The sequence below is a fragment of the Paraburkholderia sp. JHI869 genome (assembly GCF_038900775.1).
In the GTDB taxonomy this organism is placed as follows: Bacteria; Pseudomonadota; Gammaproteobacteria; order Burkholderiales; family Burkholderiaceae; genus Paraburkholderia.
On the sequence record NZ_JAYMSC010000021.1, the window covers coordinates 112,875 to 126,463 of the forward strand.

At 65.2% G+C, this 13,589-nt stretch carries 13 protein-coding genes and 1 pseudogene; 5 read left to right on the forward strand and 9 right to left on the reverse strand.

The window, feature by feature from the left end; translation table 11 throughout:
- Positions 1 to 11: 11 nt before the first annotated feature.
- On the reverse strand, positions 12 to 653 hold the full coding sequence (locus tag VSR72_RS29565; RefSeq protein ID WP_342955827.1) for a TetR/AcrR family transcriptional regulator: 642 nt from the start codon (positions 651 to 653) through the stop codon (positions 12 to 14).
- A gap of 174 nt (positions 654 to 827) precedes the next feature.
- Between VSR72_RS29565 and VSR72_RS29570 the strand changes: the two genes are divergently transcribed.
- From VSR72_RS29570 to VSR72_RS29580, 3 genes are all read left to right on the forward strand, one after another.
- Positions 828 to 2,111, forward strand: a complete 1,284-nt coding sequence (locus VSR72_RS29570; RefSeq protein WP_342955828.1) for an MFS transporter — start codon at positions 828 to 830, stop codon at positions 2,109 to 2,111.
- Positions 2,112 to 2,260: 149 nt separating this feature from the next.
- Complete coding sequence (locus VSR72_RS29575; protein WP_342955829.1) at positions 2,261 to 2,863, forward strand: nitroreductase family protein; 603 nt, start codon at positions 2,261 to 2,263, stop codon at positions 2,861 to 2,863.
- Between the two features lie 196 nt (positions 2,864 to 3,059).
- Complete coding sequence (locus VSR72_RS29580) at positions 3,060 to 4,319, forward strand: Hsp70 family protein (protein ID WP_342955830.1); 1,260 nt, start codon at positions 3,060 to 3,062, stop codon at positions 4,317 to 4,319.
- 160 nt (positions 4,320 to 4,479) lie between these two features.
- Here the strand turns inward: VSR72_RS29580 and VSR72_RS29585 are convergent, their stop codons facing one another.
- Entirely contained in the window at positions 4,480 to 4,683 is a 204-nt protein-coding gene (locus VSR72_RS29585) for a cold-shock protein (protein WP_027797379.1), read from the reverse strand.
- A 421-nt stretch (positions 4,684 to 5,104) separates the two neighbouring features.
- Between VSR72_RS29585 and VSR72_RS29590 the strand changes: the two genes are divergently transcribed.
- Complete coding sequence (locus VSR72_RS29590) at positions 5,105 to 6,700, forward strand: APC family permease (protein ID WP_342955831.1); 1,596 nt, start codon at positions 5,105 to 5,107, stop codon at positions 6,698 to 6,700.
- Between the two features lie 108 nt (positions 6,701 to 6,808).
- On the opposite strand, the gene VSR72_RS29595 is transcribed toward VSR72_RS29590, so the two are convergent.
- From VSR72_RS29595 to VSR72_RS29625, 7 genes and pseudogenes are all read right to left on the reverse strand, one after another.
- The gene (locus VSR72_RS29595; protein ID WP_342955832.1) at positions 6,809 to 7,603 is read right to left on the reverse strand and encodes a class III extradiol ring-cleavage dioxygenase; all 795 of its coding nucleotides are present in this window, start codon (positions 7,601 to 7,603) and stop codon (positions 6,809 to 6,811) included.
- A 150-nt stretch (positions 7,604 to 7,753) separates the two neighbouring features.
- Complete coding sequence (locus VSR72_RS29600; RefSeq protein WP_342955833.1) at positions 7,754 to 8,377, reverse strand: UbiX family flavin prenyltransferase; 624 nt, start codon at positions 8,375 to 8,377, stop codon at positions 7,754 to 7,756.
- Between the two features lie 135 nt (positions 8,378 to 8,512).
- Positions 8,513 to 8,824, reverse strand: coding sequence for a Grx4 family monothiol glutaredoxin (gene grxD / locus VSR72_RS29605; RefSeq protein WP_028214777.1), 312 nt, complete (start codon positions 8,822 to 8,824; stop codon positions 8,513 to 8,515).
- A gap of 84 nt (positions 8,825 to 8,908) precedes the next feature.
- Positions 8,909 to 9,778, reverse strand: coding sequence for a peptide chain release factor N(5)-glutamine methyltransferase (prmC, locus tag VSR72_RS29610; RefSeq protein WP_342955834.1), 870 nt, complete (start codon positions 9,776 to 9,778; stop codon positions 8,909 to 8,911).
- 13 nt (positions 9,779 to 9,791) lie between these two features.
- The gene (gene prfA, locus VSR72_RS29615) at positions 9,792 to 10,874 is read right to left on the reverse strand and encodes a peptide chain release factor 1 (protein ID WP_342955835.1); all 1,083 of its coding nucleotides are present in this window, start codon (positions 10,872 to 10,874) and stop codon (positions 9,792 to 9,794) included.
- 210 nt (positions 10,875 to 11,084) lie between these two features.
- Positions 11,085 to 12,350 (reverse strand): annotated as a pseudogene (gene hemA / locus VSR72_RS29620) (glutamyl-tRNA reductase); the annotation flags it as partial.
- Positions 12,351 to 12,377: 27 nt separating this feature from the next.
- Positions 12,378 to 13,124 (reverse strand): response regulator transcription factor, encoded by a 747-nt coding sequence (locus VSR72_RS29625; RefSeq protein WP_342955836.1) that lies wholly within the window; start codon positions 13,122 to 13,124, stop codon positions 12,378 to 12,380.
- A 196-nt stretch (positions 13,125 to 13,320) separates the two neighbouring features.
- Here VSR72_RS29625 and VSR72_RS29630 point away from each other — a divergent pair, with 196 nt between their 5' ends.
- Complete coding sequence (locus tag VSR72_RS29630) at positions 13,321 to 13,578, forward strand: hypothetical protein (RefSeq protein ID WP_342955837.1); 258 nt, start codon at positions 13,321 to 13,323, stop codon at positions 13,576 to 13,578.
- The last annotated feature ends 11 nt before the right edge of the window (positions 13,579 to 13,589 follow it).

Here is a 13,589-nt window from a genome sequence, read left to right on the forward strand (position 1 = left end):
TTTACGGGCGGCTAGCGCCCGGGACATGCCGCCTCGATCAACAGCTTCGCCATGCGGGGCGCTGCGAGAATCGCGCCGCAGCCTGGCCCGTAAGTCTGGCTTGCGGCATACACGCCTTCGACGAGCAGAGCGAGTTCCTCGGCGAGCGCGACCGGATCTTTGGCTCCCGCTTCCTGCGTGAGCGCGGTGAGCCGCGCCATGAGCCGCGTCTTGTTGTTGTCGACGCTGCGCCGCGCGGGATGCGTGGCGTCAGGAAATTCGGTGGCGACGTTCACGAACGGGCAACCGCGGTAGCCCGGCGCCGACGCGCGGCGCGCGAGGTCCTCGAAATACTGCACCAGTTGCCTGGCCGGCTCGCCCGGATGCTTCGCGAGACTTGCGTCGAAGCGCTCGAAAAAGCGCACATCGCAGCGCTGCAGGTAGGCGACGACGAGATCGTCCTTCGACGAAAACTGCCGGTACAGGCTCATCTTGTTGACGCCGGCGCGCTCGACCACGGCCTCGATGCCGACCGCACGCACGCCCTCGCGGTAGAACAGCTCGTCGGCGGCGCGCAGCAGGTGCTCGTGCGCGCGGGCACCGGCCGTCTGCGCGCGGGGGCGGGGCGTGCGCACAGCGGCGGTAGCGGTTTCGTCGTGGCCTTCGTGTTTCATGAGGGCATCTCGCGATCAGGGTGATTGCTTGACATGTTACCGAGCGGTAACTACTATCGCAACACACTTGTGACCGATCGGTAACAATCGAGCGATGGCGAATCGTCGCAGCTAGCGGTCATACCAACGAAAACATCGGCGTGTCGAACCCGACGCGCCGTGACGGGAGCACGAATGAACTGGGCAGCGAGGCGGATAGTCGGGCGTTTCCACTATGGATGGCTCGTCGTGGCAGTGGTGTTTCTGGTGCTGCTGGCGGCGGCCGGTACGCGCGCGACGCCCAGCGTGATGATGGTGCCGCTCGAGCACCAGTTCGGCTGGAGCCGCGCGACGATCTCGCTCGCCATCTCGGTGAACATCGCGCTCTATGGTCTGATGGGGCCGTTTGCGGCGGCGGCCATGCAGCGCTTCGGCGTGCGGCCCACGCTGCTCGCGGCGCTCGGCACGATGGCGGCGGGCGTGGCGCTTTCCGCGCTGATGACGCATCCGTGGCAGATGATCCTGATCTGGGGCGTGATGGTGGGCGGCGCCACTGGCGTAGCGGCGCTTTCGCTCTCGGCCACCGTCGTCAACCGCTGGTTCCACTCGCACCGCGGGCTGGCCATGGGCATTCTCACGGCGAGCTCGGCCACGGGCCAGCTCGTGTTCCTGCCGCTCCTCGCGGCGATCGTGGAGAAACACGGCTGGCAGTCGGTGGTACTCGTGGTTGCGGTGGCCGCCACCGCGGTGCTGCCGCTCGTGTTGTTCCTTCTGCCTGAGCGGCCCGCGAGTGTGAACCTGCGCCCGTTCGGCGAGGACGAAAGCACGCCCGTCGCGCCGCCCGCGCCGCACCAGAACCCGCTGAAGATCGCGTTCGACGCGCTCTTCTCGGCCAGCCGCACGCGCGACTTCTGGCTGCTCTTCTTCAGCTTCTTCATTTGCGGCGCGAGTACGAACGGCTATGTGGGCACGCACCTCATCGCCATGTGCGGCGACTACGGCATGACCGAAGTGCAGGGCGCCTCGCTGCTCGCGACGATGGGTATCTTCGACCTGTTCGGCACGACGCTCTCGGGTTGGCTCTCGGACCGTTTCAACAGCCGCTTGCTGCTGTTCTGGTACTACGGGCTGCGCGGCCTTTCGCTGATCTATCTGCCGCACGCGTTCGGCATCGACTTCTTTGGCCTGCCGATTTTCGCGGTGTTCTACGGCCTCGACTGGATCGCGACGGTGCCGCCCACCGTGCGTCTTGCCACCGATGTCTTCGGCAAAGAGCGCGCGCCGATCGTGTTCGGCTGGGTCGTGGCGGGGCATCAGCTCGGCGCGGCATTCGCGGCGTTCGGCGCGGGCTTGCTGCGCTCGAGCCTCGGCACCTACACGGTGGCGTCGATGATCTCCGGCGGCCTGTGCCTCGTGGCGTCGTTCCTCGTGCTGCGGATCAACCGCGGTCCGCGCACCGTGGGCGTGCAAACGGCCTGACGACGCGCTCGCACACCGCGACTTCAAAGCGCTGGAATCGGACGGGCGACGCATGAGCGTCGCCCGTTGCGTTTGAGCGTATTTCACGCGCTGCGGTTATTCTAGTGACCCCCGGGCACGCCGCCCGCCACCCCAAGGACACACAAGGCATGACGAAGCACAAACCCGCACCGACAGCCGTGCCCATTCACGAACTCATCGCCGGCCGCTGGAGCCCGCGCGCCTATTCGAGCGAGCCGGTGAGCCGCGAGGCGCTGCATACGGTGATCGAGGCGGCGCGCTGGGCGCCCTCGGGCTACAACCTGCAGCCGTGGCGCTTTATCGTGTTCGACCGCAGCGCCGACGAAATCGCGTTCAAGCGCGCGTTCGCGACGCTCGTGCCGTTCAACCAGCAGTGGAATGCACCGGCGTCGGTGCTGATCGCGGTCACGGCGCACACGCTCAACGCGAAGGGTGAAGTGAATCGCACGGCGCAATACGATGCGGGCGCGGCGGCCATGTCGCTCGTGCTCCAGGCGCATGCGCTGGGCCTCGCCGCGCACCAGATGAGCGGTTTCGACGTGCAGGCGTTCCGCAAGGAATTCGCGCTGCCGAACGACGTAGAGCCGCTCTCGATCATCTCGATCGGCCACTATGGAGAAACCGAGAAGCTGGAGCCGGTGCTGCGCGACCGCGAAAAGGCGGAGCGTACGCGCTCGGCGGTGGGCGACATCGCCTACGCGAATGCCTGGAAGCAGCCATTCAAGGGCTGAGTCGAGGAAAGCCCGCGCCCATGCGGGTTGCGAGCCTTTCCCCTGAGCCAAAACGCGCGGCATGGCCCGCGCGTTTTTTTCTTGCGGGGCCGCATCATGGGCCCACGGTTGCCCCGCGCCGCGCTTTCGTGCTACAAAGCCGATCCCCCCGACCTTTCCTCTCTTGCGCGCGCATTCGCTGCGGCGCGCTCTTGCCATGACCAGCTTCTGCGCGATTGACTTCGGAACCTCCAATTCGGCGGTGGCGCTCCCGGCAGCGGCCGACGGCGCAATGCGCCTCGCGCCGGTGGAAGGCGCACACACCACTTTGCCCACGGCGGTGTTCTTCAACGTCGACGAACACACGCGCGAATTCGGGCGTGCGGCGCTCGCGTCCTATATCGACGGCTTCGACGGCCGGCTGATGCGCTCGATGAAGAGCATCCTCGGCTCGCCGCTCGCCGAAAGCACGACCGATCTGGGCGACGGCAGCGCGATGCCCTACACGGAGATCATCACGGTCTTCCTGGAGCACCTGAAGCGCAGCGCCGAGCGTTGCTCAGGTACGCCGATCACGCGCGCGGTGCTGGGCCGCCCGGTGTTCTTCGTCGACGAAGACCCGCGCGCCGACCAGCTCGCCCAGGACCAGCTCGAAGCGGCGGCGCGCCGCGTGGGCTTTCGCGAGATCGAGTTCCAGTACGAGCCGATCGCGGCGGCGTTCGACTATGAGTCGCGCCTCGCGCAAGAGGGGCTTGTGCTCGTTGCCGACATTGGCGGCGGTACGTCGGACTTCTCGCTCGTGCGCGTGGGGCCGGATCGCATGACGCGCCTCGAGCGCAAGGACGACGTGCTTGCGCACCACGGCGTGCATGTGGCGGGCACCGACTTCGACCGCCGCGTCGAGCTCGCGACGATCCTGCGCGAACTGGGCTACCAGTCGCTCGATCCCGAAGGCCGCGAAGTGCCGAACCGCATCTATTTCGATCTGGCGACCTGGCACCTCATCAACACGATTTACACGCCCAAGCGCGCAACCGAGCTCAAGCTGATGCGCCATCTGTATTGCGACACGCGCCATCACGACCGGCTGATGCGCGTGGTCGACGAGCGACTGGGGCACGCGCTCACGGCGCGCGCCGAGGAGGCGAAGATCGGCGTTTCGGCGGGCGGGGAGACGATGATCGACCTCGAAACCGTCGAGGCGGATCTGCGTCTCGCATTCGGCGACGCGCAACTCGTCGAGGCGGGCCGCGAAGAGACACGCCGCATCGTGCAGGCCGCGCGTGAAACGGTGCAGGCGGCGGGTGTCGCGCCGGGGCAGGTGAGCGCGCTTTACTTCACGGGCGGCTCGACCGGCCTCTTGTTCCTCACGCAGGCGCTGGCGGAGGCATTTCCGCAGTCGCAGGCCGTGTTCGGCGACCGTCTTGCCAGCGTGGCGACGGGCCTTGGCATTCACGCGCAGCGCCTTTTCGGCTGAATGCGCCGGGCGCCTGCTAATGCCCGTTGAAAATCGTCAGGCAACAAAAAACCCCACCTTCGAGAAGAAGCGTGGGGTTTTTCGGTAAGCTTGCTAGTCAGGAACTGCGCAGAAGCTGCATTCAGATCCTAAAGCCGTAGCAGACCAATGAGCGCAGTACTTAGACCGGCTTGATGTTGGCAGCTTGCTTGCCCTTCGGGCCCGTGCGGACTTCGAATTGAACCTTTTGGTTCTCTTGCAGCGTCTTGAAGCCGTCAACCTTGATTTCCGAGAAGTGCGCGAACAGATCTTCGCCGCCGCCGTCCGGAGTGATGAAGCCAAAGCCCTTTGCGTCATTGAACCACTTGACGGTACCGGTTTCCATATTACTTTCCTAAAAATGAATGAGAGAGGTGCACGAAAATCAAGGAAGGGGTATGGGACCAGCCGGAGTACCGTTGATGGGCGAACTACGAAAGACCTATTCACACTCGCCGCTTGAAATCCTGCTCGAACTTTATACGGCTAATTGCCAGGAAGGTCAACTAGGTCTCCGGGAAAGTTAGTAGTTTTTTGCTACAGGGTCGAAACCAACCCTTACAAAGCTTGATAAGCAAATGACTTTTTTGTATTAGGCGGTCGTTTTCGACGCCCTTCCGTGGTGCAACCAGTTAAACTACGCGCCGCACGGAAGTTGCGCCTACAGGCGCAATCTTTTGTGTGGAGGTACGACAACTGCGGGAAACCCGCCCGCACAACAGACGGGATAAACGCGGTGTCGAGCTGCTCTTGAAACAGGAGAAGACGTGAAAAGTTCTATTCAACGGAACATCGGCCCGTTCGCGCTGATGTTCACCGGCCTCGGGTCGATCATCGGTTCGGGCTGGCTGTTCGGCGCGTGGAAGGCGGCGAAAATCGCAGGTCCGGCGGCCGTTTGCGCCTGGATCATCGGCGCCGTGGTCATTCTGGCCATCGCGCTTACCTACGCCGAACTCGGTGCGATGTTCCCGGAGTCGGGCGGTATGGTCCGCTACGCCCGCTACTCGCACGGCGCACTGGTGGGCTTCATCAGCGCGTGGGCAAACTGGATCGCCATTGTCTCGGTGATCCCGATCGAAGCCGAAGCCTCGATCCAGTACATGAGCACCTGGCCCTACGAGTGGGCGCACGCGCTCTTCGTCGACGGGTCATTGACACACTCAGGGCTTGGGCTCTCCGCGATTCTCGTGATCATCTACTTCATGCTCAACTATTGGGGTGTGAAGCTGTTCGCGCGTGCCAACAGTGCGATCACGATTTTCAAGTTCATCATCCCGGGTCTCACGATCATCGGCCTGATGTCGGGAAGCTTCCACCACGAGAATTTCGGCGAAACGACTTCGTTCGCACCGTATGGCTGGTCGGCGGTGTTCACGGCGGTCGCCACGAGCGGCATCGTGTTCGCGTTCAACGGCTTCCAGAGCCCGATCAACCTCGCGGGTGAAGCGCGCAATCCGGCCAAGAGCGTGCCGTTCGCGGTCATCGGCTCGATCCTCTGCGCGCTTGTGATCTACGTGCTGCTGCAGATCGCCTATATCGGCGCGGTCAATCCGGCCGACGTCGCGAAGGGCTGGAATACGTTCAACTTCAAGTCGCCGTTCGCGGAACTCGCGATCGCGCTGAACCTGAACTGGCTCGCGATCCTGCTCTACGTCGATGCATTCGTGAGCCCGAGCGGCACCGGTACGACCTACATGGCGACGACCTCGCGCATGATCTATGCGATGGAGCGCAACAACACGATGCCGAAGATGTTCGGCAACGTGCACCCGTTCTACGGCGTGCCGCGTAACGCGATGTGGTTCAACCTGCTCGTCTCGTTCATCTTCATGTTCTTCTTCCGCGGCTGGAGTTCGCTCGCGGCGGTGATCTCGGTGGCGACGGTGATTTCGTACCTCACGGGTCCGATCAGCCTGATGGCGCTCAAGCGCGCCGCCACTGACATCGAGCGCCCGCTCTCCGTACCGTTCATGAAGGTGATCGCGCCGTTCGCATTCGTCTGCGCGTCGATGATCCTGTACTGGGCGAAGTGGCCGCTGACGGGCGAAATCATTCTGCTGATGGTCGTCGCGCTGCCGGTGTACTTCTACTTCCAGCGCAAGCAGGGCTTCGACGGCTGGGGCCAGGATCTGAAGGCCGCATGGTGGCTGTGCGCGTACCTGCCGATCATGGCGCTTCTGTCGCTGCTCGGCAGCAAGCAGTTCGGCGGCAGCGGTCTGCTTCCCTACGGCTGGGACATGCTGGTCGTCGCGCTGATCTCGCTCGTGTTCTATTACTGGGGCGTGAATTCGGGCTACCGCTCGCCGTACCTCGCGGAACGCGAGGAGCACGACGAAGTGCTCGAAGGCATCGGCGCACACTAAGTGTCGAACTCAATGTCGAACTGAGCCTCGCGCAATACAAAAAGCCCGCCTGAAGCGATTCAGGCGGGCTTTTTTACGTCTGGAGCCGTCGGGCGGCGCGCAGCGGCTTTACTGCACGGCGCTGCCGAACACGTAGTTCGTCATCGCCAACGCGCGCTGGTAGGTGCCAAGCGACTGCACGCCGAGCGTGTAGTCGTCGTCGGCTGCGCCGAGCGCCGCGAAGACGGGCAGCAGGTGCTCATCGGTCGGGTGCATGAGCACCGCGTGCGGCGCGCGCTGGCGGTAGTCGAGCAACGCGTCGATGTCGCGCGCGGCGAGGTGGTTCTCGAACCACTCCGTGAACTCGGCCACGCGCGGGTCGGCATCTTCCGGTCGCGCCGAAAAGTCCGCCTCGCGCAGGTTATGCGTGATCTGGCCCGAGCCGATCACCATCACGCCTTCGTCGCGCAGCGAGCGCAGCGCACGGCCCAGCGCGAAGTGATGCGCGGCGTTGGCGCGCGGCTGGATCGAAAGCTGCGCGACGGGCACGTTTGCGTCGGGGAACATCAGGAGCATGGGCACCCAAGCGCCGTGGTCGAGGCCGTGCGCTTCCTCATCGACGGGAACGCCCTGCTCGCGCAGCAGCGCCGCCGCGCGCTGCGCCATCTCGGGCGCGCCCGGCGCGGGGTACTGGATCTCGTAGAGCGCGCGCGGAAAGCCGTAGAAGTCGTGGATCGTCTCAGGCTGCGTGGCGGTGCTCACCGCTGGACGCATCGTGCCCCAATGCGCGGAAAGCATGAGCACGGACTGCGGACGCGGCAAATGCTCAGAGAGCACGGTAAAGCCGCCAGAAGGCAGCGACGGGTCGATCGGCAGCGTGGGAGCGCCGTGCGAGAGGAAAAGGCTAGGCGTACGGGTGGTCATGATCGTGGGCTGGCCGCGCCGGGGCGGTCCGAAAGTATCGTATTGCGATCAATATAAGACCCTACCGTCGAGAATTAAACGGGGTGAAAGGGAATTGATTGTGTCGCCGGTATTGATAATCGGCGCAGCGCCGGAAGGGGCGGTGGGCGCTTATTCGTCGGTGCCGCGCAGGCCCGGCCACGCGGGCGAGAGCGCGGGCCCGAGCGCGAACAGGTCAAGCACGCGCGCGACCGTGTGATCGACCATCTCGTCGATCGAAGCCGGCTGGTTGTAGAACGCCGGCAGCGGCGGGAAGATCACGCCGCCCATTTCGGTCACGGCCGTCATGTTGCGCAGATGCGCGAGGTTGAACGGCGTTTCGCGCACGAGCAGCACGAGGCGGCGGCGTTCCTTGAGCGTGACGTCGGCGGCGCGCGCGATCAGGTTGTCGGAGAGACCGTGGGCAACGCTCGCGAGCGTCTTCATCGAGCAGGGGGCGACGATCATGCCGTCGGTTGCGAACGAGCCCGAAGCGATGGTCGCGCCGACGTCGCGCACGGAATGTACGACATCTGCGCGTGCGTGCAAGTCGTCCTTGGTGAGCTGAAGCTCGTGCTGGATGTTGAGCCAGCCTGCCGCCGAAACGAGCAGGTGCGTTTCGACGCCGCCGAGCCGCCGGAGCATGTCGAGCATGCGCACGCCGTAGATTGCGCCCGTGGCCCCCGTGATCGCGACGATCAGCCGGCGTGGCGGCAGTTGTGCGAGTGCGGACGAGGCAGGGGAGGCGGTATTCACGTCAGGCGGGCAGGCGGGAGTCGAAGCGAAGGTGAGGCGCGTGGCGCCCCATGCAGAGCGTCGGCGTTACGTGCCGTGCGCTCAGGACGGAACCGACGCCATGTACTGCGTCCGCTGCCGCCCCGTGGCAGGCAATTACGCCGCGGCGAAGAGCTGTTGCAACTCGCCGTTCTGGTACATCTCCATCATGATGTCCGAGCCGCCGATGAACTCGCCCTTCACGTAGAGCTGCGGGATGGTCGGCCAGTTCGAGAATTCCTTGATGCCCTGGCGGACTTCGTCGTCCTCGAGCACGTTGACGGTCTTGAACTGATCGACGCCGCAGGCTTTCAGGATCTGCACCGCGCGACCGGAGAAGCCGCACATCGGGAACTGCGCGTTGCCCTTCATGAAGAGGACGACGGCGTTTTCGTCGACGATCTGCTTGATGCGTTGTTGGGTGTCCATGACTGACCTTGCGATTGAATTGATGCTGAATACGTTGGAATGCAGGATGAAATGATAGCGGATTTCGCCCGGGCGAGCCCGGCGTTACCGGCAGCGCTCCTGGCCGGACGGTAGAGGTAGACGGCCGCCGCTGATGCGCTCGATGCCGGCCAGATCGCGTTCGGATCGCACATCGGCGAATCCGGCGCCTTCCAGCAACGCCCGCACCGCCGCCGCCTGGTCGTAGCCGTGCTCCATCCAGAGCACGCCACCCGGCGCGAGCCGGGCGGGTGCGCCCGCGACGATCGCGCGCAGTGCGGTGAGGCCATCGGCTTCATCGGTGAGCGCGCCGCGCGGCTCGAAGCGCAGGTCGCCTTGTTCCAGATGCGGGTCGCCGCTCGCGATATACGGCGGATTGCTCACGATCGCCTCGAATCGCAATGCGAGATCGAGCGAGTCGTACCAGCTGCCCGCCACGAACGCGAGCGAGCCGCCGGGGCGACGTGCGTCGAGCAGCTTAGCGGCGTTGCGCGCGGCGACTTCGAGCGCGGCCGCCGAGCGATCGACGGCCCAGACGCGCGCGTCGGGTCGCGCCGAGGCGAGCGCCACGGCAATCGCGCCACTGCCGGTGCCGAGGTCGAGCACACGCGGCTGCGCGATGCCTTCGAGCGCCGCGAGCGCGGTTTCCACCAGCAGTTCGGTATCGGGACGCGGAATCAGCACGTCGGGCGTCACGTCGAAGTCGAGGCCGTAGAACTCGCGCGCGCCCACGAGCTGCGCGATCGGCTCGCCTTGCACTCGGCGCGCCTCGAGCGCGCGGTAAGCCGCGACGGGACCCGCTTCAAGCGCCTGGTCGCCGCGGGTGATGAGTTCGGTGCGGCGCCAGCCGAGCACGTGCATCAGCAGAATGCGCGCTTCGAGCGCGGGCAGCGGCGTGGCGCGCAGCAGGGCGTCGGCGGTAACGGCTTCGCTCATCTCTGTTGCGTGCTCAATCCGCGTCGCCGAGCGAGGCAAGCTGCTCGGCCTGATGCTCGGAAACGAGCGCGCCGATCAGTTCGTCGAGGTCGCCGTCCATGATCGCTTCGAGGCGATAGAGCGTGAGATTGATGCGGTGATCGGTGAGCCGTCCCTGCGGAAAATTGTAGGTGCGGATGCGCTCGGAGCGGTCGCCCGAGCCCACGAGGCTCTTGCGCGTGGCCGCTTCCTTCGCGTGCTGCTCCTGATACTGCTTGTCCTTGATGCGCGCGGCGAGCACCTTGAGCGCGCGATCCTTGTTCTTGTGCTGCGAGCGGTCATCCTGGCACTCCACCACGATGCCGGTCGGAAGGTGCGTCACGCGCACGGCCGAATCGGTCTTGTTGATGTGCTGGCCGCCCGCGCCGGAGGCGCGGAAGGTGTCGATGCGCAGATCGGCGGGATTGATTTCCACTTCGCCGATCTCGTCCGCTTCCGGCATCACCGCGACCGTGCAGGCCGACGTGTGGATGCGGCCCTGTGTTTCGGTGGCGGGCACGCGCTGCACGCGATGGCCGCCCGACTCGAACTTGAGCTTCGAGTACGCCGCCTCGCCCGCAATGCGCACGATCACTTCCTTGTAGCCGCCTAGATCCGACTCGCTCGCCGACATCATCTCGATCTGCCAGCGGCTGCGCTCCGCGTAGCGCAGGTACATGCGCAGCAGGTCGCCCGCGAACAGGGCCGACTCGTCGCCGCCCGTGCCCGCGCGGATTTCGAGGAACACGTTGCGGTCGTCGTTGGGGTCCTTCGGCAGCAGCATCATCTGCAATTCGTGCTGGAGCTGCGCCATGCGCTCGCGTGCGGCTTTCACCTCTTCTTCGGCGAAGTCGCGCATCGAGGCGTCGGAGAGCAGATCTTTTGCCGCGGCCTCGTCGTCTTTGGCCTGGCGCCACTGGCCGTAGTGCTCGACCACCGGCCCGAGTTCCGAATGCTCGCGCGTGAGCTTGCGGTACTGGTCGCGGTTCGAGGTCACATCGGGACGGCTCAACAGGTCGTTCAGCTCGGCCAGGCGCGTAGTCAGCTGGTCGAGCTTCGATTGCATGCTCGTTTTCATCGGGCGGTGCGGAGCGGGCTCCGGATAGGACAGCAAGAGAGAAGAGGCGGGCGTGAGGCCCGGTCGTGCGGGGCACGCATGGCGCGCGCCCGACCGCGAACGTCGCTAACGGTCCGAAGAACCTGACGAGTCGGAAGAGCCGGCGGAACGCGGCGAGACAGAGACTTCCGCAGCGGGTTGCGCGGCGTCGTCAGCTTTGGCCGGCTGGCCGTGGCGGTAAAAGCCGCCCATCAGTTCGATGAGCGAGTCGCGCTGATCGCCGCTCGACGTGTTGAGCGCATGCGTCGGGCCGTGGATCAGCTTGTTGGTGAGCGACTGCGACAGCGCTTCGAGCACGGCCGACGGGTCGTCGCCGCGCGCGAGCAGCTTGCGCGCGCGTTCGAGTTCGGCGCGGCGCAGCGCGTCGGCCTGGGTGTGCATGTGGCGGATGACCGGCACGATGCTGCGCGAGTCGAGCCACTGCATGAAGTTCACTACGCGCGACTCGATGATCGTCTCGGCCTGCGCGACGGCGGCTTGGCGCGAAGCATTGCCTTCGCGCACGATCGTGCCGAGGTCGTCGACGGTATAGAGAAACACGTCTTCGAGCTGGGCGACTTCGGGTTCGATATCACGCGGCACCGCGAGGTCGACCATGAAAATGGGGCGGTGACGGCGCGCTTTCACCGCGCGCTCCACGGCGCCGAGGCCGATGATGGGCAGCGTGGACGCCGTGCACGACACGATGATGTCGAACTCGTGCATGCGCGCGGGCAGGTCGGAAAGCGGAATGGCGCGTCCGCCGAAACGTTCGGCGACGAAGCGCCCGCGCTCGGCGGTGCGGTTTGCGACTACCAGCTCGCGCGGTTGCTGCGCGGCGAAGTGCGCGGCGCACAGTTCGATCATCTCGCCCGCGCCGATGAAGAGCACGCGCTGGTTAGCGATCTTGTCGAAGATGCGCTGTGCGAGGCGCACTGCCGCAGCGGCCATGGAAACCGACTGCGCGCCGATTTCGGTCGTGCTGCGCACTTCCTTCGCCACGGCGAAGGTGCGCTGGAACAGCTGGTTCAAATAGGTGCCGAGCGCGCCGGCTTCGGTCGCGGTGCGAACCGCGGTCTTCATCTGGCCGACGATCTGCGTCTCGCCGAGCACCATCGAATCGAGCCCCGAAGCCACCCGGAACGCATGGCGCACCGCTTCGGACTGCGGCAGCGTGTAGACGTGCGGCGCAAGTTCCTCTTCGCGGATGCCGTGATAGTGCGAGAGCCAGCTCACGGCGGCGTCGCGCGAGCTTTGCGCGTCGGTCGCGCAGTAGAGCTCGGTGCGGTTGCAGGTGGAGAGGATGGCGGCTTCCGGCGCGCTCAACGAGCGCTTGCCGGACCACGCTTCCTTGAACAGGGCGAGCGCGGGCTTGATCTGTTCGAGCGGAAACGCCACGCGTTCGCGCAAGGCGACGGGCGCGGTGTGGTGATTGATTCCGATCGTTAGAAGCTGCATACCGTGGGGCGAAGATTTAGGCGGATATTATAACTTTTCCTCGCTTCCGACATTCTCGTCGACAGAGTCCGACATTCCGGTAGGTGATATGGTGAGTCTTTCGAGCTGGTATCCAAAGCCGTACAACGTGGTCAAACGCCAGCCGTGCTCGGGCCCGAGCTGCAATTTGCTGCGCAGCCGGGAGGCGTGAGTATCGAGCGTGCGCGACCGAACGTCGCGGTTCAGATTCCACACCGTTTCGAGGATGCGCGCCCGAGAAACGGGGCGCGATGCGTTGGTGAAGAGCAGCAGTGCGAAGCGGTATTCCTTGGGCGTGAGCGTGACGGTCTGACCCCGGAACGACACCTGGTAGCGCCCGGAATCGAAGAGGTAGTCCCCAAAGCCATGACGGGCGCGGTTGCGCGGGCGGCGCACGCCGGCGCGGCGCAGGAGCGCGTCGATGCGCGCGAGCATTTCGGGACCACGCACGGGCTTGGCGATGCAGTCGTCCGCGCCGGCCTGCAGACTCGCGACGATTTCGCTTTCATGGGGCGCGAGCATCAGCGCGATGGCGGGCAGACCGGGGAGCAGCTTGCGCGCTTGAGGGATGAGGTCGTCGGCGCCAGCGTCGCCGCACCACCATGCCGCGATCAGCAGGTCGAAGGTTTCGTCTTCGAGGGTTTCGAAGAGCTGAGCGCCAAGCGGGAAGTGCTGGCATGCGTGCCCGCCCGCAATGAGCAGGCGGACAAGGGTTTCGGCCTGACGGGCGTCGGGTTCGACAAGGGCGATTCGCATACGAGAGAGTGCGGCTTGGGGCGGTCCGGACGCGCTTGCCTTGCGCCATCCTGCCCCCTACACTCAACCGCTACGCGGGAAGCGCCGAGCCGACCGTTTTCCAGTTTTAAAAGAGACTAACCAAGTTACAAATGCTAGCCCTCGCGCTTTGGCAGTCCTATCAGACTTATCCGAAAACCTATAGGACAAGTCTTTAATGGGCTGGTCCGGTATCGTCATTCTTGGCCTGGTCGTGGGCTGCGCGGGATGGTGGCTCCATCCCTTGCGCCGTGCCGCACGTCACGGGCTCGCACTGGCTGTCGTGGCCGGCGTGCTCGGCGCGGCGCTCGCGAACGCGGCGGGCAGCGCGACCGGTCTTTTCTACGATGGCGAGTTGCTCCAGTGGCCGCTTTGCACGGCGCTTGCGCTCGTTTTCGTTGGCGTGTGCGTGGCGCTGCGCGCGCGACGGAACTAGCCCCAGATATC